This is a genomic window from uncultured Treponema sp., from assembly GCF_934725225.1.
Classification (GTDB): Bacteria; Spirochaetota; Spirochaetia; order Treponematales; family Treponemataceae; genus Treponema_D.
Map to the genome: position 1 here is coordinate 58,424 of NZ_CAKVAM010000004.1, position 26,273 is coordinate 84,696.

Below are 26,273 nucleotides of genomic sequence, written 5' to 3' on the forward strand. Positions count from 1 at the left end.
GATTTGGAGCATCACTCTAATTCAGCCGTATTGTTGCTTTCTGCCCCCCATCAAGAAAACTACAAGTTCTTCGCTTTAACATGATTAAATTATGCAGATTTTTAGAATATTTCCTAGTTTAAAAATACAGTTTTTTGTACCACTCAATAATCAATCGAGTTTTCCCGATTACAACCAGTTCAACCAAAACTAAAAAAAAACGTTATGTCAGCTTAACAAAATTAATCAAAAATTGTTAAGTAGACTTAACAATTTGAGCAATATGTTATAAAATCAAGCTATGGAAAAACTGATAGAAGTTTTCAGAAAGAAAATGACCGCCCCGCTTCCAACCTTTGAGCGCGAACTGGAAAGAAAAATAAACTGGAATGCGCGGCTTATAAGCATAAGAGGCTCAAGAGGAACTGGAAAAACAACGCTATTCCTGCAGCATATAAAAAAAACTTTCTCCGATAACCTGAGCAAAGTTCTTTATGTAAGCCTTGACAACATTTATTTTTCAAACAATACACTTGTTGAACTTGCAGAAAAATTTGTAAGCCGTGGCGGAACTCATCTTTTTCTTGATGAAGTGCATAAATACGAAAACTGGTCAAAGGAAATCAAAAATCTTTACGATGATTTTCCAGAGCTTCACATCGCCTTCACTGGTTCTTCCTTGCTTGAAATTCTGAACGGCAGAGCGGATTTAAGCCGCAGAACTTTAGTTTATGAGCTGACCGGTCTTTCTTTCCGCGAGTATCTTTCGCTGATAAAAGCACACGATTTTCCAATTTTTACATTGGAAGAAATACTAGAGAACAACGAGCAGATTTCCGCGGAAATCGCATCAAAAATCAAGCCGTTTGAATTTTTTGACGATTATCTATCTTTTGGCTATTATCCGTACTTTTTAGAAGGAAAAGACGACTATTTTAACCGTCTAAATGAAACCCTGAACATGATTCTTGAAGTTGAGGTTCCTTTTCTCCGCGGACTGGAAATCGCCTATATTCCAAGAATAAAGAAACTTCTGGCTATCATAGGCGAATCTGCCCCGTTCATTCCAAACATAACACAGCTTGCCGCAAAAATCGGAATTTCAAGACAGACCTTGCTTCAATATTTGAAATATTTGGAAGACGCAAAACTGATAAACCAGCTTTATAAAAAATCACGCGGATTAAGTGTCCTTGAAAAACCCGAAAAGATTCTCATGGAAAACACAAACCTTATGGAACTTTTTAATGGAGAAAACGCCAATACAGGCAACCGCCGGGAAACTTTTGTTCTAAACCAGCTCTTACATTCCCATAAAGTTGATTTTTCAGAGGAAAGTGATTTCTTTGTGGACTCAAAATACACTTTTGAAGTAGGCGGGAAGAACAAAAAGCGTAAACAAATTCAGACAGTTCCAGACTCATACATTATCGCCGACGACATAGAATTCGGCACTGACCGGCGGATTCCTATCTGGCTGCTGGGATTTATGTACTGATTTCTACTTTTTAATAGCTAGAATGCCGAGTTTTAAACGTTTTCTATCTCATTGCCACTGTTTCGAACCTGCTCCTCATGGACTACATTGTAATTGCTTGTCTCAAGAAATTTATTCACAACCTCCAGCATTTTCGCCATTCATTAAGAAAATCATACGCTTTTCTCTTTAACATAATAAAATTATGCAGATTTTTAGAACAGTTTTTGACTCCTAAAAGCATATTTTTAGATTCATAAAAAAAATGGTACAAATCCAAAGTTGAACTTGAAATTTGTTCTGTTTTTTTATACGCTCTTATCATGCAGAACACAAAAAGAGAAATCGAAGCTGAACTCAAACGCTGCGCTGAATATTTTCCTGTTGTTACAATCTTAGGTCCTCGCCAGTCCGGCAAAACCACGCTTGCAGAAATGTTTTTTCCATCTTATCAATATGTGAACCTTGAAGACCCGGAAATTTTTGCGCTTGCACAGAACGATATAAATGAATTTTTCAATCTTTTTAAGGCGCCCTTGATTATTGACGAAATCCAGCGAGTTCCTGCCCTGCTGAATAAAATCCAAGTTCTAGTCGATGAGAAAAAGCAAAACGGACAGTTCATTCTTACAGGAAGTTTCCAGCAGGGCTTAAAATCCGCAATTTCGCAGTCGCTCGCAGGAAGAACAGCAGTTATAAATCTTCTTCCATATTCAATTTCTGAGCTTTTACGAATCGGACAGAACCTTTCAAAAGATGAATATTTGTACCAGGGATTCATGCCGCGCCATTATTCGGAAAACCAGCCTGTTGATTTGCTTTACCGCTCTTATTTTCAGACCTATGTGGAGCGGGATGTGCAGTCGCTTTTGAACGTGAAGCACAAAAATCTGTTTGAGAAATTTCTTCGTCTTGTAGCAGGAAGAATCGGGCAGATTGTGAATTATGAATCGCTTGCAAATGACACTGGAGTTTCATCGACTACAATTTCTGAATGGATTTCAATTCTTGAGTCATCGTTTATCATTTTCCGCCTTGAGCCTTACTTTGAAAATTTTACCAAGCGGCTTGTAAAATCGCCGAAAATTTATTTTTATGACACAGGATCAGCCTGCTACCTTTTAGGAATAAAAAACGCGGAGCAGGTTTCGCGCGATCCGCTTATGGGAAACCTTTTTGAGAACATGGTCGTGCTTGAAATATTAAAGTCGCAGTACAACAAAGGCGAGGAAAAATCACTGTATTATTTCAGGGACAGCAAAGGCTTTGAAATTGACCTGATTGTCCAGAACGGACGGAGCATTGTTCCGGTTGAAATAAAGGCGGCCTCAACTTTCAACGCAGAATTCGCTAAAAATCTGAAAAAATTTGCAGGATTCGCAAAAAATACAGTGAATCCAACCGTTATCTACAGCGGAAACCTTGAATGTGAAAGCGACGGTGTAAAATACCTGAATTTCAAGAACTGCGGAAGTTTGGTGGAGTGATAATGGCATATCTCGTATTTTTAACTCTTTACAAAAACATGCACATATAATGAGGTGCTATTTACGAAAATCTTATTGCAGATATTTTTTCAAAAATGGAAAAGCCGCGCCATGTTTTTAAATGAATAAGATTTTATGCAAACGCTTGCAGAATGCGCCTTTCAATATACATTCAACGCCTCGGCTGATTTGGAGCATCACTCTAATTCAGCCGTATTGTTGCTTTCTGCCCCCCCATCAAGAAAACTACAAGTTCTTCGCTTTAACATGATTAAATTATGCAGATTTTTAAAACACTTTTTAAGGTAGAATTGCATATAACTCAAGAATGCATATCTTTAGACTGAATGCCAAGTTTTATATTTTTAAGTAATTGCCTCACTTACTTTTCTTGTTACTACCATGCTTGACATGAGAACAACAGTTAATAAATCCGTAAAATTTAAACACAATTCTCACAAACTATGCTATAATTAATCATATCTCATAAGGAGGTAAAACAATGCTTGCAGTGAATGGGTATTACGATGGCAATGTTTGTTTACTGGAAGAACAGGTAACACAAGAACCACAAAAAGTAATCATCACTTTCTTAGAAAAGCCGTTTGAAAAAACAAAGAATAAAGTAAATGCAAAAACTGCAGAAACAGAAAAACTTCAAGTTTTATAAGAATATACAGGCACTTCCAGTTTTAACTCAAAACTGAACCTATTAAATAATTCTCAATCAAAAAAGTATTTTCGGTAAATATACAATTCCCCGGCAAGACCAGGGAATCTCTGCTAGTTTCTAAGCCTGTACATAACACCTCCTGTAAATGCGGCTCCCAGAATAACGGCAAGTTCGCACATGGCTGTTTTTTTCCAGAACGCGCAGCTTTTAAGAATGCGCCTGCTTTCTTTTTCAAACTGCGCCTTAAGTCCCTCCTGCTGCAAAAACAATGCTTCATCAACCGTTTCTTCAAGAATTCTTTCAAGTTCAGCTGCAAGGGTTTCATTGCCCAGAGCCTGATCCAGCGGCAAGTCCTGCGTTTTTAACTGCGCTTCTGATTCTGCTTTTTCCGTTGGAAACAACTTTTCTGCACTCGCCGGAAAAACCATGTTTACCGCCAGAATCACGGCGGCTGTTTTTTGCATTATATGCGAATGTCTCATTTTCTTTACCTCCTACATCCATAGACGAATCCATAGCGGCATAGCTTCCTAAAGCTTTTGGCAGCACAACTCCACAGAGAGCAGAAATCACAACAGAAGCCCAGACAGCATCCCCTATATATCCAAGCCTAAGAAGCACTGTCGCAATTAAAACTGCAAATCCCTTGTACCCTGCAAGTTTTCCTGCAAGAAGAAGCAGCCTTTTAAATACATTTTGAAAAAGCTCTGCATAAGTAAAATGAATGCTTTCAATCTTTGTCATACAGCAAGCCCTCTTTTTACCATCCTTAAATGAGAATACATTGACTTCATCTCACTTTCACTGCGGAATGCGCCGCATTTATTTTCCTCCAGCCTAGAAACATTTACATAGCAAGCTCCGCACCAGCCTGCCACATGAACCGCCCTGCCCTGCGCATCAAGAAAGAATGCCGCGTACAAGAAATTTGAGTTGCAAAAGCTTTTTACATTTTCTGTAAAAAATCTTCTATATAATTCATCTGCTGTAATACGAAGATTTATTCCAAGAGAACGGCTCACTGCGGCGCACACACTGCCCGAGCAGTCGCTTCCACTTGGAGAAGAACCGCCCCACACATAATGCGCGCCCTCAAATTTTCTTAATTCCTCAAAGTATTTTTGCTGAATGCTCATGCCGCGCCTCCCAAGAAAGTCTTCAGCACAGCGAATCCTGCAGAAGCAAGGGCAACCGCTCCTGTACCAATAGAAACAATCTGGCAAATTCTTGCTGTTTTTTCAGCAGAAGATTTTTTAAGGCTTGTTTCCAGAGCCCCCAGACGCTCAAGAGTTCTGTTCTTGAACTCGCACATTTCTCCACGCATAGAGCAGAACTCACCGTAGAGCTTTGTAAGCAACTCATTTTCCATAGCCGCCTCCTTGTAAAAATACTGGCTTGCACAGTTAATGCGAAAGTCTTTTCCAAGAAGATAAAGCCAAACGGTGAGCAAAAAATGATAGCTTTTACGCTCATAAAACAGTGCGTAAATGTTATCATTTCAAGGGCTTTGCCGCGCTGTATATTGTACACAACGAACGGCAGAGAAAACCTCCGCGTTGCGGACTTCTGCCTCAAAAAACAAAATGCCGGGCAAGCAAGGCGCCTGCAAGTCCGGCGGGAGAAAATTATGTTAAAGATTTCATTAAGAGAGAACAAGACAGCCAATGCAAAGTCCCCTTATCATTTTCATTCTGAAAACGAAGGCTCAATCACGCTGGACGAGCTCATCAATGAGATGGCAAAAAACAACACGACTATAACAAAGGCCGACATTGCAGGAGCAATGAATGTGTACAAGGAAGTTGTTATTCGCTATGTGCAGCTTGGCTACAAAGTATACTGCCCGTTTGGACAGGTCTATATCTGCGCAAAAGGAACTGCAAATGACAAGCTTGCTTCTTTTGAGCCGCACCTTTCCGGCAATGACCACGATTTAAACCTAAAGCTCACTGTGGACAGCTCCGTAGCAAAGACAGTGCTTGCAAACACAAAAACAGAGCGTGTGTCAGGAAGATACAAGATGATTCCGTCAATAGAAGAAATCCAGAACGTAAATGGAATTGCATTAAAAGAAGCAAAGCCAGGAAATGTAATCAGGATAATCGGCGAGTACCTCAAGTTTGACGAAAATGACAGCGAGCAAGGAATTTTCCTTACAAAGGGAGATGTTTCAATAAGGCTTGAAAACTACATCTGGAACAAAAACAAGCGGATTGACGCAATGCTTCCGGCAGACATTGAAAGCGGCTCATACAAGGTCAGCATAAGGGCAAAGCCAAACACAATCCTGTACAATGGCAGCTTTATTAAAGAAATTACAATAAGCTAAAAGAGACTCTGAAAAGAAGTCTCTGCGGCATGTCTAAACGGCATGCCGTTTTTTAGTTTATTGCAATAAACTTAAGACCAAAGGAATACTTTCTAAGACCAGAAGAGATACTTCCTAAGAGGCTAAGGAATAGTTCCTAAGACCTGAAGAGATACTTCCTAAGAACCTTAGGAATACTTACTTAGGGCTTTAGGAATATTCACTCAGGGTCTTAGGAATACTTACTTAAGGCTTTAGGAATACTCACTTTAGAAATTCTAACATAAACAAATATTCTCATCTTGAAAGCCGTTAATATAATCGCTATTATTTTAATATCCATTATATTAACATAGGTTACAATAAGATGAAAAAATTTTATGACAGAAAAAATGAGTTAAAAATTCTGGAGCAAATAGAAAAGAACTCTTACTCAAATGCGGCTTTCACTGTAATCACAGGCCGAAGACGAATTGGAAAAACTGCGCTATTAAAGAAATTCATATCTACAAAAAAAAGCTGCTACCTTTTTACCACCAGAAACTCCGAACCTATTTTATGCCAGCAATGGCAAAAAGAACTGGAGCAATCAATCAACCTTAAAATTTTTGGAAACATAACGACACTAAAGGAACTTTTTGAGCAGATAATGGAGTATTCAAAACAGGAGCACTTTATATTAATCATAGATGAATTTCAGGAGCTTCAAAATATAAATTCTTCATTCTTCAGTCATCTGCAGAATATATGGGACAACTGCAAAGATAATTCAAAAATCAACTTTATTGCCTGTGGGTCAGTTTATTCCATGATGATAAAAATTTTTGAAGGCGCAAAAGAACCTCTATTTGGACGCGCCACTGCAAAAATCCATCTAAAACCTTTTACCCCTTCTGTATGCAAAGAGATTTTAAAAGACTTTAACCCGCAATACACAAACGAGGACTTGCTCTGCCTATATATGCTCAGCGGAGGGGTTGCAAAATATATTTTTCTTCTAATGGAAAGCGGAAGCATTACGCACACAAAAATGATAAATTATGTAACAGGAATTTCTTCTCCATTTTTAATAGACGGAAAAGATTTGCTTATAAGTGAAATCGGAAAAGACTATGGAATCTATTTTTCAATTCTTTCGCTTATTTCCAGCGGGATGACGGTCCAAAGCGAAATTGATTCTATAATTCAAAAAAATACAGGCTCCTACCTTTCAAATCTTAATAAAACGTTCAATGTTATAAAACCCGTCAGGCCGATTTTTTCAAAGCCAGAAAGCCGCAATGTGCGCTGGCAAATTACAGACAGTTACCTAAGATTCTACTTTAGGTTCATTTACTCCAATCAAAATTTAATTGAACTTGGGCAGTACGATTTACTAAAGAAACTGATTTTACGCGACTATAAGACTTTTACAGGCAAAACGCTTGAGCAGTATTTTACAGAAAAAATTAATGAAGAGATGCAGCTGACATCTATTGGCGGATGGTGGGATAAAAAATCTCAAAATGAAATTGACATTGTTGCAGTAAATGAAATTGATAAAACGTGCCATATTTTTGAAGTAAAAAGAAATGCAAAAAAAATTGACTATAAAGCACTGGAAGAAAAAATAAATGCGCTAAGATCAAATGTTTCTGGATTCGAAATCAGCATGAAAGGCTTAAGTATGGACGATATGTAAAAAGCTTAATGCCCCCTACACCTACAAAAAGAGCACTAATCTTGTCTTTTTTTTCCCTTTCGTGGGATAATCCAAAGTGGCAGTTTGGATTATCCCACGAAAAACTTGATTTTGGAAGAAAATATGGCTTTTATAGAGCGTCATGCAGAAAAAACAGCAGAATCAAGAATATGGAGTTTGCTCCACCGTGCATTGTCTGCAACTGCGGAAAGCCGGTTTCTGTAGCTAAGGGCGTGATGGCGATTCCGGCGGAATATGTGTAGACACTCCGATAATAATATATGAGCAAATTATATATTGTTAATTTTTCAAGGTCGGAGTATGCAATGCATATTCCTGTGTTCAGGGCTCTTTGTCCGTCTTACGCTTCTGAGTATCTTAAAAGCCATGAAGTTCAGGGCAAGGAAATCAAGGAAACTGATCACGTGCTTATTGGGTGCACGGCGGATGAAAGAAAGGCTCTTGAAGCTCTTCTTATTCTAAGAGAAAAAAAACTCCATATAACGCTGTATTCAGAGAGACCTCCAACAGCTCTTTTTTTATGCATTGTCCGCAAGCTGGATAACGTTTCACTTCTTTTCTGCCCGGAAAGCATGGAAGACATTGCCCATTGCGCAGAGTTTTACACAAAAGGAAAAAGATTTGTATCAAAGGCGGCCCAAAGAAAAAATGAAACTGAGCTTTTGGGAAGATTCATCAACCTTGAATCTCTAAGCGAAACAAACAGGCTGCTTGTCTTTGCAATTGCGGAAGGATTGTCTTTAAAAGAAATGCAGTCACTTACAGGGCGCAAGGAAAGGTACATACAGACTTGCCTTCATAGGCTCAAAGAAAGATTCAATGTGCTTGAAAGGCGGGAGCTTTTTAGCGCGCTCTTAAAATGGCTTTCTCTGGACGTTCAAGAGTTTCAGGCAGGATAAACAACAGACGCGAACAATTTTTCTTTTTGTTTACAGGCCGGAACAAGCACGTGGGTATTCTTCAGGGCTTTTTTATACAAAACTGGCAGCAGGCTTGAGAACACTTCCACTTTGTGAGTTCTAGACTTTGATTTTACAGTAAGAAGACAGCCGAGTTCTTTCTCTTCATTAAGAATCGGCTCGGCATCTTTTTCAAGTATTCCAAAAAGCATAATGTTTTCTTTTGTTTCCATGTACTATATATATGCTTTTTTTTACAGAAAATTCCTCATTGACAAGCATTAAATTATAAGATACAAATAACATTTGTTATAAAAATTGTATTTGGAGAAAATTATTATGATTAGAAAAATCAGCTTATTTGCAATCTTAATTTCATTTCTTTTCGCGCCGGTGTTTTCAAAGGAAGAACTTACATTCAACAGCAGCAAAATTAAAATAGAAGAAAAAGAATGGAGCTGGGAAAATCCTGATACTGATAAAGAAGAAACCTACGACAGTTTTTTTTCTCTTTTAGTTGATATGCTTATAGCTGAAAATTTTTTGGTTTTCTACGGAAAATATCCATTCTACAACAACGAGCCTTTTATAAATTTCTGCTCTGATGAAGAACCTAGTCCCGGAAAATTCTGGAGAATGGAAGTAGAAACTGGCGCATTCAGTTTTCCCGTAAAAAAATTCATAGGAAGCGAAACTCGGCTTGAAGGTGTTCTTTACCACATAATCGGACCGGTAATTGAATACCAGCACATTGCAAAAACAAACAAAGATGACATCATGGGAAACCTTAAGCTTGGCGGACAGTTTTTTATTTTTCAGTCAAATGTCATCTGCGCGTCAGTGATGTTTCAATGGAACAAAGTTTTTATAATTGAACCTGCGCATGACAGGGCTTCTGGTCCCGGACTTGGAATAATTTTAAAATCTTATATTATTCCAAAATGTATTCTTGAATGGAGAGCTTCCGTCGCAGTTGTTTCAGGCTACACGGATGAAAGTTGCACGATTTCAGAATCACACTTGGAACTTGGATACATGGTTGCAGGTCCGCTTGAAATTTACGCCGCCTGGAAAAGGCAGGAAAATGAAATTTTTGACTACAACACAAACGGATTTGCGCTCGGCTTGAAATTTCATTTTTAGACAAAGGAAAAGATTATCGGGTCAAGCCCGATAATGACAGGATACAATGTCATTGCCGGAGAAACATCCGGCAATCCAATATAGCTTTTTCACAGATTATCCAGTCAAGCTGGATAATGACAAAATGCCATGCCCGATAATGACAAGGCACAATGTAATTCCAGTATAAACTAAATGTCATTCCCGCACTTGATGCGGGAATCTATTACAGAAGATTAAAGTTTTCAGTCAGAAATTTTTTTTCCGCTAAGTTCGCCGGGAACAGAAATCGGATATTCGCCGGTAAAGCAGCCTTTGCAGAATCCGTACTGGTCTGGATTGCATTCACGGCAGGCATCCAGCATTCCTTCCGCGCTAATAAACGCCAAGCTGTCTGCTCCTATTTCCTTGCAGATTTCCTCTTCGTTGTGAATGCTTGAAATCAGCTCGCCTCTAGTCGGTGTGTTGATTCCGAAGTAGCAAGGAAATTTTACAGGCGGACTTGAAATTCTAAAGTGAACTTCTTTTGCTCCGGCGCGTCTTAAAATCTGGACAAGGCGGCGGCTCGTTGTTCCGCGTACAATTGAGTCATCAATTACAACAACTCTTTTTCCGTCCACAACAGACTTCACTGCATTGAGCTTTACAAAAACCATGTTCTCGCGTTCACGCTGAGTCGGAGCAATAAATGTGCGCCCTATATATTTGTTTTTTATAATTCCGCTTGCATAGGGAATTCCGGCTTCCTTTGCATATCCTTGAGCCGCGCCAATTCCAGAGTCAGGAACTCCGATAACGACATCAGCAGGAACTCCGCTTTCACGAGCAAGGCAGGCACCCATTTTTTCACGGGCTTCTGTAACAGGGATTCCGTCGATTATGCTGTCCGGGCGCGCAAAGTAAACGTATTCAAAAACGCAAGTCCGCTTGGAAGTGCGCTCTCCAAATTCAAATGAAAGAACTCCGTCTTCGTTTATTATTACAATTTCGCCAGGCTGAATGTCGCGCACATAAGTTCCGTTCACAGAATCAATTGCGCAGGTTTCGCTTGCAAGAATCCAGCCGTTTTCAACTTTTCCAAGGCAGAGCGGACGGATTCCATTCGGGTCTCTTGCGCCGATAAGACATTTTTCTGTTGAAACAACAAGCGCAAAAGAGCCTTTTATCATCTGAATTGTATCGGTCAGCGCGCGCTCAAGTCCTTTTTTGTACGACTTCGCAATGAGCTTTAAAATAACTTCCGTGTCGCTTGTTGAAGAAAATGTGCTTCCTGAATCTTCAAGCATTTCGCGGAGCTGCTCGTAGTTTACAAGCTGTCCGTTGTGGGCAACTGCAACCGCGCCAAGCTTTGACTTTAAAAGAAGCGGCTGGGCATTTTCCAAAGTCGCGCTTCCTGCTGTGGCATATCGGACGTGTCCGCAGGCAATGTTTCCTTTTAAAGCTTCAAGATTTTCTGGCTTAAAGACTTCCGCAGTTGTTCCCATTGCCTTGTGAATGGAAATATCTTCGCCGTTGCTTACTGCAATTCCAACACTGTCCTGCCCGCGGTGCTGCAACGCATAAAGCGCATAATAAGCTTGAGTTGCGGCGTTAAAATCGCTGGCAGAATAAGCCACATATTCTTTTTTTTCTGGTTCGCCCTGCTTAGGTGGATTTAAATAAATTCCGACAACACCGCATTCATCGCGCAGCTTGTCTTCCTCTTCTTCAACAAGAAATTCACAGCACTTCATTTTTTTTCCATTAAATATTTATTAAATTACAGTTCGATTCCCAAGCCGCCGTTTGATTCTGCATCGGCAGTCATCTTTGCGCGGAATTCTATAAGCTTTGTTTTTATTTCAGGATATTTTATTCCGAGGATTTCGAGCGCAAGGTAAGCGGCGTTTTTTGCATTTCCGATTCCGACAGTTGCAACTGGAATTTGCGGCGGCATCTGCACAATAGAAAGAAGTGAATCCATTCCTGCAAGTCCGTTTGATTTTCCGGGATTAATGCATTCAAGAGGAACTCCGACAACAGGAAGAACCGTGCGGCTGGCAATAACACCAGGAAGAGCCGCACTAAGTCCTGCTCCGGCAATAATCACATCGCAGCCTTCTTTTTCTACGGAAGCGATAGTTTTTACAAGCAAGTCTCCGGCTCTGTGCGCGGAAATAACGTAAGCCTTGTATTCAACGCCAAATTCTTTTAGAACATCGGCGGATTTTTTCATTGTATCCAAATCAGACTTGGAACCTAAAAAGATAGCAACTTTCATACTGTAAAATATCACAATGAATAAAAGAAATCAACACAGCCCGCATTCTATTCGTCGGAATACGGAAGCAGAATTTCTGACATTCTGTTTATTTCCGCAGAAAGCAAAGTTGAAATCTGCTCGTCCTGAATATAATTTACAAGCTCCTTTAAGCACAAAACGACTTTTAAAAGAAGCTTTATGCCAGTTTCGTTTTCATGCGTGGAAGGAACAAAGCCAGATCCTTTTCTTGCATTTTCCGCGGAAGCAAAAAGTCCTTTTTTTCCAGACAGGCGCGAAATTATATATTCAAGCTGAAGATTTGTTTTGCTTTCAAGGAAATTCTTTTTCTGCTGTTCCGGAAGATAACGGCACAACGCTTTTAGTTTTTTGAAAAGCTGCGTCTGGGAATTTTCAAATGATTTTTTATCTTCTATATTGTTTGCAGCGGAATTTTCATCGCTTAAAATTGAAGATTCTGTTTCTTCTGTCTGAACCGGCTCTACAGTTTTTTCAGGCTCGTCGCTTTCCATAAAGAATTCTTGAGCCGCAAGGTCTTTTGCATCTTCGTCAAAATCATCATCTTCAAAGTTCAAGTTTTCATCTTCAAACAAATCCGAAGAATCTTCAGTTGAATCAGCAGGCTGTTCCGGCAAATCAAAAATATCATCTTCGGAAAAATCTTCGTCATCAATAAGTTCTTTCGGTTCAGAAATTTCTTCTTCTGGCACAGGAGTTTCAGGTTCTGTTTTTTGCGGCGCAGGAATTTTTTCTTCCGGCATTTTATACTCACGCTTAGGAAGCTCTTTCTTTTCAATTTTTTCTTCAAGCGGAATTGATGTTACATCAGGCGTTTCTTCTTCCAAGTCAAAACTTTCTGTTTCAAAGTCAGGCTCAAAAGAATTTTCTTTAGGAGCAGAAGATTTGTCGCCGGATGAAAATGGATTCTGCGCAAAAAAATCTTCCGCGCTAGTTTCATCTTCTTCAAGTCCGCCGACATCTTCATCCTGATATTCTTCTGGAACTAAATTGTCAAGACTCTGGGAATATTTTTCCTTGTCATTGTCTTCTGATTCAGCATCAAGTTTTCCGTCTGAAAAAACTTCTTCAACAGCGACTTCTTCATTTTGAAGATTTTCAAAGTCAGGATCAGGTTCAGTTGTAGATTCTGATTCAGTTTTTATTTCAGTTGGAGCAGAAGGCTGCGTTTCATTTTCGGAAGAAGAAATTTCTGGAGCTTCAGTTTTTTCACCAAGTCCAATTTCAAAATTTTCGTCCGCATCTTTAAATTCATCTTCAAGAGAATTTCCTGCGTTTGCAAAAATATTTGTAGAATCAAGAAGTCTTTTGTTTATTCGTTCAATGCCATTTTTCCAAGCTTTGTTTTCAGAATCGAATTTTTCAATCTGCCTGTAAGTGGACATTGCCTGCGTAAGATTTCCCTGCGCCTCGTAGTTTTTTGCAATTGAATGAAGACCGTCCAAGTTTTCTGGATTTTGAGCAATGTAGCGAAGATAAAATTCTTCCGCTTTTTTAAGCTCGCCCTTTTGTGAATAGCGTATTCCGCCTTCACGGTAAAAATCAGAGTAGCTAGGATTCAGCGCCTTTATTTTTTTAAAGCAGCCGGAAGCTTTGCGTTCGTCGCCAATGCAAATGTAATACTGGCCAAGAAGATTCAGAACGTGGACATCGCTCGGATTTTTTTCGTAGGCGCACTGAATTTTTTTTCCGGCTTCTTCAATTCTGTCTGCGCTCAAAAGAATATGCGCATACTGGCAAAGCATTGCGGAATCTTCTGGAGACGCATTTTCCATGCGGTTCATTATTTCAAGCGCATCTTCATTTCTTCCTGTTGATTCATAAGCAGACGCAAGTCCAGAAAGCGCCTTTGAAAATTCCGGGCGGATTTTTAACGCCTCATTGTATTCAACTTCCGCATTGTCAAAGTCGCTTTGCTTTGTGTAGACATCTCCAAGTTTTGTGTGCATTGCGGCATCTTTTGGATTTAAATTCAGAGCGTGCCTTACAAGTTCGCCGGCATTGCGAGTCTTGTTTTTTTTCAAAAGCAAGTCGGCGTAATTTTCTATAGCTTCAAGCCAGCCCGGTTTTGTCTTTAATGCGGCTTCATATTCAGACTGGGCTTTTTCAAATTCACCAAGAGCGTCATAGCTTTTTGCAAGATTCAAATGAAGAATCGGATGGTTCGGATCAATTTTAAGTCCGCGCAAGTAAGAAGAAACTGCGTCTTTATGTTGATTTTTCAATGCATAAATTGAACCGATATGATTGAATGCAAGAACGTCCTCTGGATTTTCTTCGACAACTCTGTTAAAGCAATTAAGCGCATCATCATATTTTCCCATCAGCTTGAATGTAAAGCCCAGATTGTAAAAAGACTGAACATTTGACTCATCCGCAATAACCGCCTGCTCAAGGACAGAAATAGAATCGTCGTATTTTTTAAGGCGGCGGTAAACTCCTCCAAGCGAATTCAAGGCTTCAACATTTTTTGAATCAATGCGGATAATTTCATTAAAATAAGCAAGAGCTTTTTCATCATCGCCGCTTTTTACATAAAGATTTCCCAAGGAACTAAGAAGCTCAACATTCTGCGGATCGCTTTTTAAAAGTCCTTTGTAAATGCGGGCTGCCTGTTCAAAATCCCTGGAAAGAATCGCGGCGTTTGCCCTGTCCAAAATTCCATTGTTTCGCTTGCTCTCGTTATCCATAACTTTCTTCCTATTTTCTTGAAGGCCGGGCAAAAACTTCTTTGGAAAGTTCGCCCATAATCCTTGAGTCGTATTTTGAGTAAGAGGCTATTGCAAAGTAATAAATTTTTCCGTTCTTCAAGCCGTTTAATTTTATAGAAACAGAATTTCCTGCGTCAATAGGAGACTGACCTTCTAATGCTTCTCTGCCCAGATATTCACCCGGACGTTCTCCGTAAAAAACATAGTAGCCACCAACGCTGTCATCAACTGAATAAGGCCAGGTCAAAACAACAGAGCCGTCCATAGGAACAGCAGTCAGTTTGAACGGAGCAAGCGGAGAAGGAATTTCTTTGTAGTTTATGCTTAGCTGTGCAACAGAAGGGGTGCGAGAGCCTTTTCCGTCTGGATACAATTCCGCTGCAATTTGAAAGTAAAGTCCTGAAACATTTTCAATTTTTTCTCCAGGCTTTACAGGAATCCATTTAGGAAAATCCTCTGTCCAGTTATAAAAGTTGTCTCCGCTGCGGATAAAAAATTCAACTCCTGTTTCTGACGGCTTGTCCACAATCGCATCAATGCTTACAACGCTTGAGCCTTGGCTTAAAAGAATTGGTTCAGTTTCAAATCTTCCGCCTGAAATTTTATAGTTGTCAATTCCAAGGTTTTCTGAAACTTCGCTTTTTGATGTGCGCTGAATTCTAAAGTCGTCAATCAAGCCTGTGTATTGCGGACAAATATCAATGTCGGCAGGAACTCCCATAATCGGAGAGTAAACAGAGCCGCCTGTTTCATGCCCGGAAGTTGTAACGTATTTTAAATCTTCAAGCTTGCCGTTGATTCTATATTCAAACGCGCCTGTGTCCTGATCAAAATGAATTGCATGGTGCATCCAAATTTCTGGAATTATTGTTGTGTAGCTTGAAAGTGTTATTTCGCCGCCGTCTTTTACATATCCGTTGAAAACATTTGTAAACGACCATTCAAGATGATTTCCAAAGAAGCTTGCCGTAATCATCTGATAAAGCGGATAGCCTGCGACAGTTCTTGATGACCGCCATGAAAAAACAATTTCTCCGTTTTCTGCAATTGAAGGCTTGAGCCAGAATTCAATTGTGATTGAGCCTCCCTGTCCTTGCTTTCCAAAAATCGTATCTTTTCCGCCGCGCAAACGAACTCCGCCAGTTCCGCGTGAAAGTCCGGAATATTTTCCCATAAATGATTTTTCCGCAGGAACTAGAGAATTGCTTGTAACAGAATAATTTCCAGAAACGTCTTTTACTTCATTGTTTTCAAAATTAATAAGAAGATCCGTGTCTTTATCTAAAGGCCTGCTGTTGGTGGCAAGAACCATCGCGTCATAGCCGAACCTGCCCTTCCCTTGAACAATTCCGTCCATTTTTGAAAGTGCCGGCCAGCCATCTTTTCCGCCAAGCACAATGGATTTTTCCTGTGCAAAGGCAGTATTCAAAAGCGCGAAAAAAAATGCTATAATTGCAGTCAAAATATTTTTATTCATAATATGAACGACCATAAAATAAATTCTACGCCAAAACTTTCACATAGAGAGATTCTTCATCAGACCGCGCTCAAAGCACCGTTAAAAAGCGGAGTTTATCTTTGGCGGAATGAAGAACAAACCGTAATCTATGTAGGCAAAGCAAAAAATTTAAAAAACAGGCTCACTTCGTATTTCAGCGGAAACAAGGACATAAAGACAAGACTGCTCATAAGTCGCGCCCGCTCAATTGAGTATATTACAACCGACAATGAATATGAAGCTTTTCTTCTTGAAAACAACCTCATAAAAAAATATTCACCGCGCTATAATATCAGCCTGAAGGACGGAAAATCTTATCCTGTAATAAAAGTTACAAAAGAAAAATTTCCGCGCCTTTTTAAAACAAGAAACATAACACACGACGGCTCAATTTATTTCGGACCGTTTCCTGACGCTTCGGCATTGGATTCATTTTTAGAAACGCTCTATGAAATCTATCCGCTGCGAAGGTGCAAAAAATTTCGCGAAAAAAATTTTCCGTGCATGTATTACCATATAGGAAGATGCAAAGCCCCGTGCTGCAAAAAAACAAATGAATCCACCTATAATGAATTTATCGAAGAAATTTGCTCGCTACTTGAGGGCAAAGGCGAAGAAACTGTAAAAAAACTTCAAGTCCAGATGAAGGAAGCTGCAAAAAACTTGAACTTTGAAAAAGCCGCAAGACTGCGCGATGGAATTAAAGCGTTGGAAATTCTTCAGCACAGAAACATCGTTGAAAATTTTGAAGGCACAGACAAAGATTACATTGCTCCTTGGCGTGAAGGCGAGCTTGTTAGCTTTACAGTTCTAAAAATGCGCGGCGGAAAACTTCTTGGCAGAGACAACTACAGAACGGTAAGCCTAAACGAGGATTCAGAGCTTATCCCGGAATTCATGGCTTCATACTACAACGAAAAAGAGCTTATTCCTCCGCAGATTTTTATAATGCAAAGCGACGGAACAGAATTTATGAAGCGGTGGATTTTTGAAACTTACGGAATCAAAACTGAAATAGTCGCAGTAAACGAAAATTCTCCAAGTGTTCACAAAGCCGCAATAGGAATGGCGCAGCAAAATGCAAAGGAAGACATAGTTCGCAGAATGAGAGAGCGAGGAGACTTTCCGGCAATGGAAGAGCTTAAAAAAGAACTGTCACTTCCAAATCTTCCGGCAAGAATCGAAGGATTTGACATTGCGCATATAGGCGGAAAATTTCCAGTCGCCAGCTTAATCAGTTTTTACAACGGAAACCCTGACAAGAAAAGCTACAGGTATTTCAGGCTGAAAACAACAGACGGAATAATAGATGACTTTGCTTCAATGAAAGAGGCGGTTTCAAGAAGGTACACAAGGCTTGTAAACGAAAAAAAAGAATTGCCTGATTTGATTTTAATAGATGGCGGAATAGGACAAGTAAATGCGGTTGATTCCATTTTAAAATCGCTTGACCTTGACATTCCAATTGCAGGTCTTGCAAAGCGCGATGAAGAAATTTACCGCCCCGGAAACAGTACGCCAATCTGCCTTCCAAAGCGAAGCGATGCCCTTAGGTTGCTTCAGCGTGTGCGCGACGAAACACATAGATTCGCCACAAGCCGGAACCAAGAACTCAGAACAAAAGAAAACACAGTTTCGCCTTTTACAAAAATACATGGAATAGGTCCAAAGCGAGATGCACTTTTAATGAAGAAATTCGGCACGCTCAAAAATCTTGCAGAATCAAATGAAAATGAAATTTCAGAAACTTTAAAAGTACCAGAAGAAGCCGCAAAGGAAATTTTGTTTTCCGCAAAAAAACTTTTCCAAGAGCAAAACGCTTTGCTTCAAAAACAAAGGCTTTCTATTGGAGCAGCCGGAACAACAAAAGAAAAGGCCGCACGAAGCAAGCTTAATGAAAACTTGGCATCGGCAGCCCTTGAAGTTGCAAGTCCTGATGATTTTTAGAAAGGTTTTACAGTAACGCCCAACGCAAGCATCACAACATTTTTTGAAAGCTCCATTGTGTATCCTGCTTTTTTGTAATCCTCGCTGAAATATTTGCAGTACATCGCAGAGCCAGAAACTGTAACAAGTTTTACAGGCGAATATTCAACGCCAGCGCCAATAACAAAGTTGTCAAGAACAGGGCTGAACACATTGTTCACATCAGACTTTGAGCCTTGCTTTCCATAAGAAAAACCAGTTCCAAAGCTAAGCTGCTCATTCAATCTGTAGTCCGCGCCAAGAGCAATTTCCCAAGAATCATCGTAGTCATATTCAGAGCGGTCAATCGGACTTTCAATTGTAGCCTGCTTGTTGAAGTAATAGTTGAAACTCATGCTCGCATTCAGTTTGTCAAAGAAAGTGTAGCCCACACCAAGATTCAAAACAGCCGGCAAATCATTTTTAAAGTTGTCGCCTTCATCAGCATTAAGGAAAGAAGATGCATACGCGCCAGTCAAGTCATCGTATTTGTATTTGAGTTTTGTAATTGTCTGATACTGAATTCCAACATCGAGAGTATTCCAAGGCTTGATATGAACACCGAAGATTCCGCCAAATCCATATCCGTTGGAGTCATAGCCGATTTTTGAGCTTCCGCCGTTTACTGACTGCAAGCCGTCGCATTTAAGCGTGATGTTCTGCTCGCCGTGCATAAATCTTCCTGCCGCCGCAACTGAAATCATGTCGTTGATTTTATACGAAGCTCCAAGAATTTCTCCAAGCTGAACTGAATAAACTTCAAGAGAATGCGCCGCCATTTTTGCAGAAGCAGAAGCTATGTAAGAAGCTGCCGTTTGAGGAGTACAAGCTCCAGAAGCAATGAGCAATGGAAGATTAGATTTCAATTTATTTGCAAATCCACTCTGAAGAGCCAATGAAGTAAGTCCAGTTCCGTCGCTGTAGTCAAGAGTTCCGCCGCCGCCAAAAACGCCAAAGCCAAAAAATGCAGCCCAGTTGTCTTTCTTGTAAACGATTTCAGCATTCGGATAGAAATAAACATTCTGGTCGTCTTCAAATTTCTGTCCGTCAAGCTTGTCGGCATAATTCTTCAAAACAAACTGATTTCCAAGCTCAAAGTAAAGTCCGTCGTTCATAAATGCTGTTCCGCCGATATTGTACAAAACAGCTTCCGGACGCAAAGTTTCCGTATTGCGGCTAGGATTTCTCATGTAGCCCTGATTCAAATTTGTCTTGTTATCTACACCGCCTGCAAAAGCAAATCCGAGACCAGCAGTAAAAGCCAGCAAAGCAATTTTCTTCATAATAATTACTCCAATAAACGTAAAGTTTAACTGGAGAAAAGACTAGCACGGAAAAAAGATTTTATCAAGACATTTTTGCAAAAAACGTCATAATGACACAAAATAATTTTATGTCATCGAAAACTATTTTTTGTCTTGCTTCAAATTCGGAATCACTTCCGCTAAAACTATTGCACAGAAAATCAAGGCGCAGCCGACGAACATTTTTAACGTAAGGCGTTCACCAAGGAAAATGCAGCTGCAAAGAACTCCAAAAACACTTTCCAACGAAAGGAAGAGAGAAGCCAGCGCGGAAGGCACATATCTGAGTCCGACATTTTGAAGCACGAAGCAAACCATTGAACTGAAAATTCCAAGGTAAAGCATTGAAACAACAACGGTTGAATTTTTTATCAGTGAAATATCAAAGTTTCCGTCTAAAAAAGGCGCAGTTAAAAATCCAAGAACTCCGCTCGCCGCAAACTGAAAAAATGTAAGCAGAATCACATCTTCTTTCTTTACAAAAAACGAGCCTGCTATTATGTGAAGCGCAAAGAAAATTCCGCAGATTAAAGTAAGAACATCTCCGCGGTTCATAATGTACCAGGCTCCGTCTCCGTCAAGGGCAAGCAAACCGATTCCTGTAAGAGCCACAGCCGCCGCAACCCAGACATACCAGCCCGGCTTTTTCTTGAACACAGGCCAGCCAATAAGCGGAACAAGAATCACATAGAAAGTTGTAAGGAATGCGTTTTTTCCGGCAGTTGTAAAATTACAGCCAATCGTCTGAGTAAGATAGCCCAAAAACAGAAGAAGTCCCAAAAAGCATCCGTGAAAAAAAATGTCTTTATTTAAATGCTGAAATCGTTTTATAAAAATCAAGCCAAAGCAGACAGCGGCAATTGTAAAGCGGATTGCAACCATCCAAGTGGGTCCGACGAAATCCAAGCTGTCTTTTACAACAACAAAAGCAAATCCCCAGATTGCGGCAGTAAGAACCAGTCCCGCTCCAAAAATAATAGAAAGTTCACGTTTTTCCATAGCGGATAAGATAATAATTTTTTAGTCTAAAGGTCAATACGGCTTGGACAAAACCTAAATAGCAAAAAAAACTCCGTGCAGAAAAATCCACACGGAGCAAGAAATGCCATGCAAAAAATTATTTTACAACAACTTTCTTCAAGTGCCAGATGTCTTTTACGTAGTCTTCAATTGTGCGGTCGCTTGAGAATTTTCCGCTGTTTGCAATGTTGATTAAAGCTTTTTTTGCCCAGGCTTTTTTGTCAGCATATTCAGCGGCAAGTTTTTCGTGAGCCTTAACATAAGAATCAAAGTCAGCAAGAATAAAGTAAACGTCAGGCTGCTGTCCTTCAACACCGTAAACAATCGAATCGTGAAGCTCCTTGAACAAAAGTCCGCTTGGATCGTAAGTTCCGTCAACAAGCTGATTTACAACTTTTGCAAGAGCCGGATTTCTGTCAAGATATTTTGTAGGATTGTAAGAATGCTCCTGCTTCATCTTGACAATTTCATCCGCCTTAAGACCGAAGATAAATGCGTTGTCGTCTCCAGCCTCTTCAACGATTTCAATATTTGCGCCGTCCAAAGTACCGATTGTGAGCGCGCCGTTCATCATAAACTTCATGTTTGAAGTTCCAGAAGCCTCAAAGCCCGCTGTTGAAATCTGCTCGGAAACATCAGAAGCCGGAATGATTTTTTCTGCAACTGAAACGCGGTAATTTTCAACAAACACAACACGAAGCTTGCCACGAACACGGCGGTCATTGTTGACTCTTTCTGCAACAGTGTTGATAAGCTTGATGATTGCCTTTGCGCGGCGGTAACCAGAAGCTGCCTTTGCGCCAAAGATAAATGTGCGTGCAGGAGGATTGTAGCTTGGATCTTCAACAATCTTGTTGTAAAGATACATGATGTGGAACACGTTCAAAAGCTGTCTCTTGTATTCATGCAGACGCTTTACCTGTGTGTCGAAAATGCTTTCCGGGTCAAGGAATTCATTCTGGCTGTGCTTCAAATATTCAGCAAGTTTTTCCTTGTTGTGGCGTTTGATTGTAATAAGCTCTTCCAAAGAAGCGTCGTCATCAACATATTTTTCAAGGCCTTTAAGAAGCGAAAGCTCTTTTTCCCAGCCGTGTCCGATTCTCTTTGTGATAAATTCTGAAAGCTCAGGGTTTGCGAGCAAAAGCCATCTTCTCTGTGTAACACCGTTTGTCTTGTTGTTGAACTTTTCTGGATAAATTTTATACCAGTCCTTAAGTTCCTGCTCCTTAAGAATTTTTGTATGAAGGGCAGCAACACCGTTTACACTGAAACCTGCGTGGATTGCAAGCCATGCCATGTAAACTTTTCCGTCATGGATAATTGCCATGTGGTTCTGCTTTTCATAGTCGTTAGGGAACTGCTGGCGAAGCTCAATTACAAAGCGGCGGTTGATTTCTTCAACAATCTGATAAATACGCGGAAGAAGTTTCTGGAAAACTTCGATTGTCCATTTTTCCAAAGCTTCAGAAAGAATTGTATGGTTTGTGTAAGCAAAAGTTTTCTGAACAACGCTCCAAGCATCGTCCCAGCCAACATTGTATTCATCAATGAGAATTCTCATAAGTTCAGGAATTGCAACAACCGGGTGAGTATCGTTAAGCTGAATAACATGATAATCCGGGAACTTTGAGAAATCAGCTCCGTAAGTATTTACAAAGTGATGAACCAAATCCTGAAGAGATGCGGAAGTAAAGAAGTACTGCTGGCGCAAACGAAGCTCTTTTCCCATCGGGCCGTTGTCATTCGGATAAAGAACACGGCTGATATTCTCGGCATCGTTCTGGCGTTCAACTGCGCGGTGATACTGCATATCGTTAAAAAGCTGAAGGTCGAATCCATTAGGACTTGAAGCCTGCCACAAGCGCAATGTGTTTACTGTGTTTGAACCGTAAGCAACAATCGGCATATCGTAAGGAGTTGCTGTAATTTCCTCTGCATTTTCAAGATAGAACCTGTCCTGTCCGTCAGGAGTTTTTCCATATTTAATCTGTCCGCCGAATTTTACAGTTACTGCAAGGTCGCTTCTTTTTACTTCCCAAGGATCGCGATGCTTAAGCCAGTTGTCAGGAAATTCAACCTGCTCGCCGTTGATAATATGCTGCTCGAACATTCCGTATTCATAGCGGATTCCGTAGCCGTGTCCCGGATATTCAAGAGTTGCAAGTGAATCAAGGAAGCAAGCCGCAAGACGACCAAGACCGCCGTTTCCAAGACCAGCGTCAGGCTCTTCATCTTCAATAAAATCATAGCTGATGTTCATGTCTTTAAGAACATCTTTTACATGATCCATAATGCCAGAATTAATCAGGTTGTTTCCCAGCGCGCGTCCCATCAAAAATTCTGCGCTCAAATAGTAAAGCTGTTTTGTAGGCTTAGCCTCATACTCTTTACGGGTATTCATCCAGTTTGGCATGATGATTTCAAGCGCACTTGCGCTTACTGCATCAAACAAGTCGTGCTTATTTGCCTGTGTGATGTCTTTTCCATACTGGCGGCGCAGACGGGCTGTGAGATTTTCCTTAAACTGCTCTGCATCAAAAGTCATTTTTATATTCCTCCAATCAGCCTGTTAAGCTAAAAAGCAAAACGGCATTATGTTTACCTAGTATAATATGGAAACGTTTCCTTATTCAAGTTCCAACCGAATTTTATTTTGCAACCAGAATCAGCATAGAGCTGGCAGGAAGCACATAGCGGTCTTGAGAAAGCAAAGTTTCAGCATTTTCCACAGAAAAAAGCGACGTTTCATCTTCAATAGAAGTGTCCGCAATTCTGTACCATTTGCGCGAATCCGTAATCGCAGGAATTCTAAGCATTATATCCTGACGGTCTGTGTTCGCGGCGATAAAGAAATCGTTGTCGGAAATTTTTTCTTTCCCGGAATCGAATGTCCCCGAAAGCCTGAACGCAAGGAATCTTGAAATTTTGCTCCAGTCGGGATTGCTTCCGTCGGCGGCATACCATTGGATGTCCGGCTGCTTTCCTGCCATGTTGCCTTTAAAGAATTCAGTGCGGCGGAAAACAGGATGATTTTTTCTTAGTCCGATTGCTTTTCTTGTAAACGAGACAAGCACGGAATTCAAGCCGCAGTTTCCCCAGTCAAACCAGCTGATGTCATTGTCCTGGCAATAAGCATTGTTGTTTCCCTGCTGACCTCTGCGGAATTCGTCTCCGCCCAAAAGCATCGGTGTTCCCTGCGAAATCAAAAGAGTAAGCATATAATTTCGCATCTGGCGGTTCCGCATTTTTTCGATTACAGGATTCAGCGTAGGACCTTCGTAGCCGTGGTTGTAGCTCCAGTTTGAGTCAGAGCCATCGCGGTTGCCTTCGCCGTTTTCATCGTTATGTTTTCCGTTGTAGCTTACCAAGTCGTTCATTGTAAATCCGTCATGGCAGCAAACATAATTTATGCTGTGGTAAGGAGAGCGTCCAGAAATTGTGAAAAGGTCGCTTGAGCCGCTGATTCTTGTAGCCGCATTTGTAGAAACATATTCGTCTCCGCGCCAAAATCTTCTTATGTCATCACGGAAACGGTCGTTCCATTCAGCCCATCTTCCGCCTGGAAATCCTCCAAGCTGATAAGCTCCGCCAGCATCCCAAGGCTCTGCAATTATTTTTGTCTTGCCAAGAACAGGGTCTTCAGCAATTGCATTTGTAAGCGGCGGAAATTTCAAAAGCTCGCCTTCCTGCCCTCTGCTCAAAATTGAAGCCAAGTCGAATCTAAATCCGTCAATGTGATAATTCAAAACCCAATAGCGCAAACTGTCGATTATAAAATTTCTTACAACAGGATGATTGCAGTTCACGGTGTTTCCGCAGCCTGAAAAATTCATGTAATATTCTTTGTGGCTAGTAACAAGAGTGTAGTAAACGCTATTTTCAAATCCGCGGAAATTCAAAGCGACGCCATGCTCGTTTCCTTCAGCAGTGTGGTTGAAAACAACATCAAGAATAACTTCAATTCCAGCTTTATGAAGTTCACGAACCAAAGTTTTAAATTCATTTACGCAGCCGCCTGGAGTTTTGTCCGCCGCAAAAGAAGCTTTCGGTGAAAAGAAATTTATCGTGCTGTAGCCCCAGTAATTTTTCATCCGCTCGCCAGTGCGCGGGTTAACATTTGAATTTTCAAATTCATCAAATTCAAAAATAGGAAGAAGCTCAACCGCAGTAATTCCTAAATCTTTTAAATAAGGAATTTTTTCAATGAAGCCAGCGTAAGTTCCCGGGCAAGAAACTCCGGCATTTTTTCCGGCGGTGAAGCCTTTTAAATGAACTTCATAAATTACGCTTTCCGACAAAGGCCTATTAATCGGCTTGTCTCCCTGCCAGTCAAAATTTTCATTGTCAATTACAACGCACTTCGGAAAAACTTTTGCGCACTGATTTTTTCCATGCTCAATGTCGTTCTTGTCAAGCGGCGCAGAATAGTCAGGCGGAAGATTATAAAAAACAGAAACTGGAGTGATTGCTTTTGCATAAGGATCAAAAAGCCTTTGATGCACATTGAACCTGTGGCCTTTTGAAGGCTCGAACGGTCCGTCTACCCTAAAAAGATAAAGAGTTCCGGGCTTAATTCCTGGCACAAACGCATGCCAAATATCGCCGGTTCTATTTTCAGAAGGACTGAATTCAACTTGAGCATAAGGCTCGCTGTCCTCGCTGGCAGAATAAAATTCCAAAAATACCTTTGTGGCATTCCGGCTAAAAACTGAAAAATTAACGCCGTCTTTAGCAACAGAAGCTCCAAGTGGAAGTGGTGTTCCGGGTAGAGAGTTCAAAATTTCCATGCCAAGATTATATCAGTTTTTCATTGGATTTTCCACTTTTTAATGAAAAAATCCATATTTGTTCCAACAAAAGCCGCACAATACATAATTATACTAAACGCAAAAAAAAGCGACAAAGGAAAAACAAAAAATTCCGCGGAAGCAAAAAACGCAAGCATTTCAAAAAGAACCACGCACAAAATCAAAGCCGCGCCAGCCACAAGCCACTGCCGCATCGAAACACGCTCTTTTTGCAAGTTGTACATTTCATAAGCTGAATCAAGGCGGCGCATTATTTCAACAATGTTTTTTGAGTCGCATGAAATTTTTTTCATGTTTTCCTTGGAACATTTTTTTTCCAGCAGGGAAAATTTTCTTACAAAGTTTCTGCATTTTTTGCAAAACAAAAGATGAACTGTAAGACTTGCAGGAAGCCTTTCATTTTTGTCCAAGGCGAAAAATTTGTCCATATAAAAATCGCAGTTCTTTTTCATTTATAATCCTCCAGCTTTTTTCCAAGAATTTTTTTTGCGCGGAAAATATGCGACTTGATTGTGTTCACGGGAATTCCTGTGGCTTTTGAAATTTCCTCATGGCTCATTCCATTGAAAAAATAAAGCCGCACACATTCAGCGTAACGTTCAGGCAAAATTTCAAGCGAGCCTTTTACGGCTTCAACAGTCGCAGAATAAATCAGCTCTTCCTCGGGCGTTTTTATTTTTCCCGGAATCAAATTTTCATCAGAAAGAGTTTCCGCATCGTGGCTTCTTTCCTTCTGATTCATCGCAGTCGTAAAGGCAATTCTCGTAAGCCAAGTTGAAAAAAGACTTTCGCCTTTAAAGCTTGAAAGTTTTTCGTAAGCCTTCAAAAAAACATTTTGCGCAAAATCTTCAGCGTCAGCCTGATTATGAAAAAATCGCATTCCAATTGCAAAAATACGCTTATAGTAAAAACCCGTCAGCTTGGAAAACGCGCGGGAAGAACCGTTCAAAGTTTCCTGCACATAATAAAAATCACGTTTTCGAATAACAAGATTTTCCAGCGACGAAGAAATTGTTTTTTTCATAGATAAAAACTAAAACTG

At 40.3% G+C, this 26,273-nt stretch carries 24 protein-coding genes; 9 read left to right on the forward strand and 15 right to left on the reverse strand.

Translation table 11 applies throughout. The annotated features are described in order from the left end of the window. Positions 1-280: 280 nt before the first annotated feature. From Q0H92_RS07085 to Q0H92_RS07095, 3 genes are all read left to right on the forward strand, one after another. Positions 281-1,477: an AAA family ATPase gene (locus Q0H92_RS07085; RefSeq protein WP_296013328.1), complete on the forward strand. Its 1,197-nt coding sequence runs from the start codon at positions 281-283 to the stop codon at positions 1,475-1,477. Between the two features lie 302 nt (positions 1,478-1,779). Continuing rightward, complete coding sequence (locus Q0H92_RS07090) at positions 1,780-2,943, forward strand: ATP-binding protein (RefSeq protein ID WP_296013329.1); 1,164 nt, start codon at positions 1,780-1,782, stop codon at positions 2,941-2,943. A gap of 502 nt (positions 2,944-3,445) precedes the next feature. Further along, positions 3,446-3,613: a hypothetical protein gene (locus tag Q0H92_RS07095; RefSeq protein WP_296013332.1), complete on the forward strand. Its 168-nt coding sequence runs from the start codon at positions 3,446-3,448 to the stop codon at positions 3,611-3,613. Between the two features lie 113 nt (positions 3,614-3,726). Here the strand turns inward: Q0H92_RS07095 and Q0H92_RS07100 are convergent, their stop codons facing one another. From Q0H92_RS07100 to Q0H92_RS07115, 4 genes are read right to left on the reverse strand one after another with little or no spacing between them, the layout of a single operon-like run. Beyond that, the gene (locus Q0H92_RS07100) at positions 3,727-3,966 is read right to left on the reverse strand and encodes a hypothetical protein (RefSeq protein WP_296013334.1); all 240 of its coding nucleotides are present in this window, start codon (positions 3,964-3,966) and stop codon (positions 3,727-3,729) included. Beyond that, positions 3,938-4,360, reverse strand: a complete 423-nt coding sequence (locus tag Q0H92_RS07105) for a hypothetical protein (protein ID WP_296013335.1) — start codon at positions 4,358-4,360, stop codon at positions 3,938-3,940. Before Q0H92_RS07105 ends, Q0H92_RS07100 begins: the two co-directional genes overlap by 29 nt. Continuing rightward, positions 4,357-4,752 carry an NlpC/P60 family protein gene (locus tag Q0H92_RS07110; RefSeq protein ID WP_296013337.1) on the reverse strand — a complete coding sequence of 132 codons (396 nt, stop codon included), beginning with the start codon at positions 4,750-4,752 and terminating at the stop codon, positions 4,357-4,359. Before Q0H92_RS07110 ends, Q0H92_RS07105 begins: the two co-directional genes overlap by 4 nt. After that, entirely contained in the window at positions 4,749-4,985 is a 237-nt protein-coding gene (locus Q0H92_RS07115; RefSeq protein ID WP_296013339.1) for a hypothetical protein, read from the reverse strand. Before Q0H92_RS07115 ends, Q0H92_RS07110 begins: the two co-directional genes overlap by 4 nt. Positions 4,986-5,243: 258 nt before the next feature. Between Q0H92_RS07115 and Q0H92_RS07120 the strand changes: the two genes are divergently transcribed. From Q0H92_RS07120 to Q0H92_RS07135, 4 genes are all read left to right on the forward strand, one after another. Next, entirely contained in the window at positions 5,244-5,945 is a 702-nt protein-coding gene (locus Q0H92_RS07120) for a DNA-binding domain-containing protein (protein WP_296013342.1), read from the forward strand. 346 nt (positions 5,946-6,291) lie between these two features. Beyond that, the gene (locus Q0H92_RS07125; protein ID WP_296013344.1) at positions 6,292-7,605 is read left to right on the forward strand and encodes an ATP-binding protein; all 1,314 of its coding nucleotides are present in this window, start codon (positions 6,292-6,294) and stop codon (positions 7,603-7,605) included. A gap of 41 nt (positions 7,606-7,646) precedes the next feature. Beyond that, positions 7,647-7,868, forward strand: coding sequence for a hypothetical protein (locus Q0H92_RS07130; RefSeq protein WP_296013346.1), 222 nt, complete (start codon positions 7,647-7,649; stop codon positions 7,866-7,868). An 18-nt stretch (positions 7,869-7,886) separates the two neighbouring features. After that, on the forward strand, positions 7,887-8,525 hold the full coding sequence (locus Q0H92_RS07135) for a hypothetical protein (RefSeq protein ID WP_273353288.1): 639 nt from the start codon (positions 7,887-7,889) through the stop codon (positions 8,523-8,525). On the opposite strand, the gene Q0H92_RS07140 is transcribed toward Q0H92_RS07135, so the two are convergent. Continuing rightward, the gene (locus Q0H92_RS07140; RefSeq protein WP_296013348.1) at positions 8,513-8,758 is read right to left on the reverse strand and encodes a hypothetical protein; all 246 of its coding nucleotides are present in this window, start codon (positions 8,756-8,758) and stop codon (positions 8,513-8,515) included. The genes Q0H92_RS07135 and Q0H92_RS07140 overlap by 13 nt on opposite strands. 106 nt (positions 8,759-8,864) lie before the next feature. Here Q0H92_RS07140 and Q0H92_RS07145 point away from each other — a divergent pair, with 106 nt between their 5' ends. After that, on the forward strand, positions 8,865-9,668 hold the full coding sequence (locus Q0H92_RS07145; RefSeq protein ID WP_296013351.1) for a hypothetical protein: 804 nt from the start codon (positions 8,865-8,867) through the stop codon (positions 9,666-9,668). Positions 9,669-9,892: 224 nt separating this feature from the next. On the opposite strand, the gene purF is transcribed toward Q0H92_RS07145, so the two are convergent. The 4 genes from purF to Q0H92_RS07165 are packed head-to-tail and all read right to left on the reverse strand — an operon-like array spanning position 9,893 to position 16,128. Beyond that, on the reverse strand, positions 9,893-11,380 hold the full coding sequence (gene purF, locus Q0H92_RS07150) for an amidophosphoribosyltransferase (protein ID WP_296013353.1): 1,488 nt from the start codon (positions 11,378-11,380) through the stop codon (positions 9,893-9,895). Between the two features lie 26 nt (positions 11,381-11,406). Further along, positions 11,407-11,907, reverse strand: coding sequence for a 5-(carboxyamino)imidazole ribonucleotide mutase (purE, locus tag Q0H92_RS07155; protein ID WP_296013354.1), 501 nt, complete (start codon positions 11,905-11,907; stop codon positions 11,407-11,409). Between the two features lie 47 nt (positions 11,908-11,954). Further along, complete coding sequence (locus Q0H92_RS07160; RefSeq protein ID WP_296013357.1) at positions 11,955-14,615, reverse strand: tetratricopeptide repeat protein; 2,661 nt, start codon at positions 14,613-14,615, stop codon at positions 11,955-11,957. Positions 14,616-14,625: 10 nt separating this feature from the next. Next, the gene (locus Q0H92_RS07165; protein ID WP_296013359.1) at positions 14,626-16,128 is read right to left on the reverse strand and encodes a LamG-like jellyroll fold domain-containing protein; all 1,503 of its coding nucleotides are present in this window, start codon (positions 16,126-16,128) and stop codon (positions 14,626-14,628) included. On the opposite strand from Q0H92_RS07165, the gene uvrC reads away from it, so the two are divergent. Beyond that, complete coding sequence (uvrC, locus tag Q0H92_RS07170; protein ID WP_296013361.1) at positions 16,117-18,081, forward strand: excinuclease ABC subunit UvrC; 1,965 nt, start codon at positions 16,117-16,119, stop codon at positions 18,079-18,081. The genes Q0H92_RS07165 and uvrC overlap by 12 nt on opposite strands. On the opposite strand, the gene Q0H92_RS07175 is transcribed toward uvrC, so the two are convergent. The 6 genes from Q0H92_RS07175 to Q0H92_RS07200 all read right to left on the reverse strand — a co-directional run bounded on the left by Q0H92_RS07175 (position 18,078) and on the right by Q0H92_RS07200 (position 26,255). After that, complete coding sequence (locus Q0H92_RS07175) at positions 18,078-19,382, reverse strand: outer membrane protein transport protein (protein WP_296013363.1); 1,305 nt, start codon at positions 19,380-19,382, stop codon at positions 18,078-18,080. The genes uvrC and Q0H92_RS07175 overlap by 4 nt on opposite strands. Positions 19,383-19,505: 123 nt before the next feature. After that, positions 19,506-20,402, reverse strand: a complete 897-nt coding sequence (locus Q0H92_RS07180; protein ID WP_296013365.1) for a DMT family transporter — start codon at positions 20,400-20,402, stop codon at positions 19,506-19,508. Positions 20,403-20,520: 118 nt separating this feature from the next. After that, complete coding sequence (locus Q0H92_RS07185) at positions 20,521-22,968, reverse strand: glycogen/starch/alpha-glucan phosphorylase (RefSeq protein ID WP_296013366.1); 2,448 nt, start codon at positions 22,966-22,968, stop codon at positions 20,521-20,523. Positions 22,969-23,071: 103 nt separating this feature from the next. Then, positions 23,072-25,210 carry a glycogen debranching protein GlgX gene (gene glgX, locus Q0H92_RS07190; RefSeq protein ID WP_296013368.1) on the reverse strand — a complete coding sequence of 713 codons (2,139 nt, stop codon included), beginning with the start codon at positions 25,208-25,210 and terminating at the stop codon, positions 23,072-23,074. A 20-nt stretch (positions 25,211-25,230) separates the two neighbouring features. Then, entirely contained in the window at positions 25,231-25,683 is a 453-nt protein-coding gene (locus tag Q0H92_RS07195) for a hypothetical protein (protein WP_296013370.1), read from the reverse strand. Beyond that, the gene (locus Q0H92_RS07200; protein WP_296013371.1) at positions 25,680-26,255 is read right to left on the reverse strand and encodes a sigma-70 family RNA polymerase sigma factor; all 576 of its coding nucleotides are present in this window, start codon (positions 26,253-26,255) and stop codon (positions 25,680-25,682) included. Before Q0H92_RS07200 ends, Q0H92_RS07195 begins: the two co-directional genes overlap by 4 nt. Positions 26,256-26,273 lie beyond the last annotated feature (18 nt).

Excerpts from the sequence above, each read along its gene's own strand:
- Q0H92_RS07135 (WP_273353288.1), top strand. The coding sequence starts at position 7,887 with ATGAGCAAATTATATATTGTTAATTTTTCAAGGTCGGAGTATGCAATG.
- uvrC (WP_296013361.1), top strand. The coding sequence starts at position 16,117 with ATGAACGACCATAAAATAAATTCTACGCCAAAACTTTCACATAGAGAG.
- purE (WP_296013354.1), bottom strand. The coding sequence starts at position 11,907 with ATGAAAGTTGCTATCTTTTTAGGTTCCAAGTCTGATTTGGATACAATG.
- Q0H92_RS07090 (WP_296013329.1), top strand. The coding sequence starts at position 1,780 with ATGCAGAACACAAAAAGAGAAATCGAAGCTGAACTCAAACGCTGCGCT.
- Q0H92_RS07120 (WP_296013342.1), top strand. The coding sequence starts at position 5,244 with ATGTTAAAGATTTCATTAAGAGAGAACAAGACAGCCAATGCAAAGTCC.
- purF (WP_296013353.1), bottom strand. The coding sequence starts at position 11,380 with ATGAAGTGCTGTGAATTTCTTGTTGAAGAAGAGGAAGACAAGCTGCGC.
- Q0H92_RS07125 (WP_296013344.1), top strand. The coding sequence starts at position 6,292 with ATGAAAAAATTTTATGACAGAAAAAATGAGTTAAAAATTCTGGAGCAA.
- Q0H92_RS07085 (WP_296013328.1), top strand. The coding sequence starts at position 281 with ATGGAAAAACTGATAGAAGTTTTCAGAAAGAAAATGACCGCCCCGCTT.
- Q0H92_RS07115 (WP_296013339.1), bottom strand. The coding sequence starts at position 4,985 with ATGGAAAATGAGTTGCTTACAAAGCTCTACGGTGAGTTCTGCTCTATG.
- Q0H92_RS07160 (WP_296013357.1), bottom strand. The coding sequence starts at position 14,615 with ATGGATAACGAGAGCAAGCGAAACAATGGAATTTTGGACAGGGCAAAC.
- Q0H92_RS07140 (WP_296013348.1), bottom strand. The coding sequence starts at position 8,758 with ATGGAAACAAAAGAAAACATTATGCTTTTTGGAATACTTGAAAAAGAT.
- glgX (WP_296013368.1), bottom strand. The coding sequence starts at position 25,210 with ATGGAAATTTTGAACTCTCTACCCGGAACACCACTTCCACTTGGAGCT.
- Q0H92_RS07180 (WP_296013365.1), bottom strand. The coding sequence starts at position 20,402 with ATGGAAAAACGTGAACTTTCTATTATTTTTGGAGCGGGACTGGTTCTT.
- Q0H92_RS07105 (WP_296013335.1), bottom strand. The coding sequence starts at position 4,360 with ATGACAAAGATTGAAAGCATTCATTTTACTTATGCAGAGCTTTTTCAA.
- Q0H92_RS07175 (WP_296013363.1), bottom strand. The coding sequence starts at position 19,382 with ATGAAGAAAATTGCTTTGCTGGCTTTTACTGCTGGTCTCGGATTTGCT.
- Q0H92_RS07145 (WP_296013351.1), top strand. The coding sequence starts at position 8,865 with ATGATTAGAAAAATCAGCTTATTTGCAATCTTAATTTCATTTCTTTTC.
- Q0H92_RS07165 (WP_296013359.1), bottom strand. The coding sequence starts at position 16,128 with ATGGTCGTTCATATTATGAATAAAAATATTTTGACTGCAATTATAGCA.
- Q0H92_RS07185 (WP_296013366.1), bottom strand. The coding sequence starts at position 22,968 with ATGACTTTTGATGCAGAGCAGTTTAAGGAAAATCTCACAGCCCGTCTG.
- Q0H92_RS07110 (WP_296013337.1), bottom strand. The coding sequence starts at position 4,752 with ATGAGCATTCAGCAAAAATACTTTGAGGAATTAAGAAAATTTGAGGGC.
- Q0H92_RS07095 (WP_296013332.1), top strand. The coding sequence starts at position 3,446 with ATGCTTGCAGTGAATGGGTATTACGATGGCAATGTTTGTTTACTGGAA.
- Q0H92_RS07195 (WP_296013370.1), bottom strand. The coding sequence starts at position 25,683 with ATGAAAAAGAACTGCGATTTTTATATGGACAAATTTTTCGCCTTGGAC.
- Q0H92_RS07200 (WP_296013371.1), bottom strand. The coding sequence starts at position 26,255 with ATGAAAAAAACAATTTCTTCGTCGCTGGAAAATCTTGTTATTCGAAAA.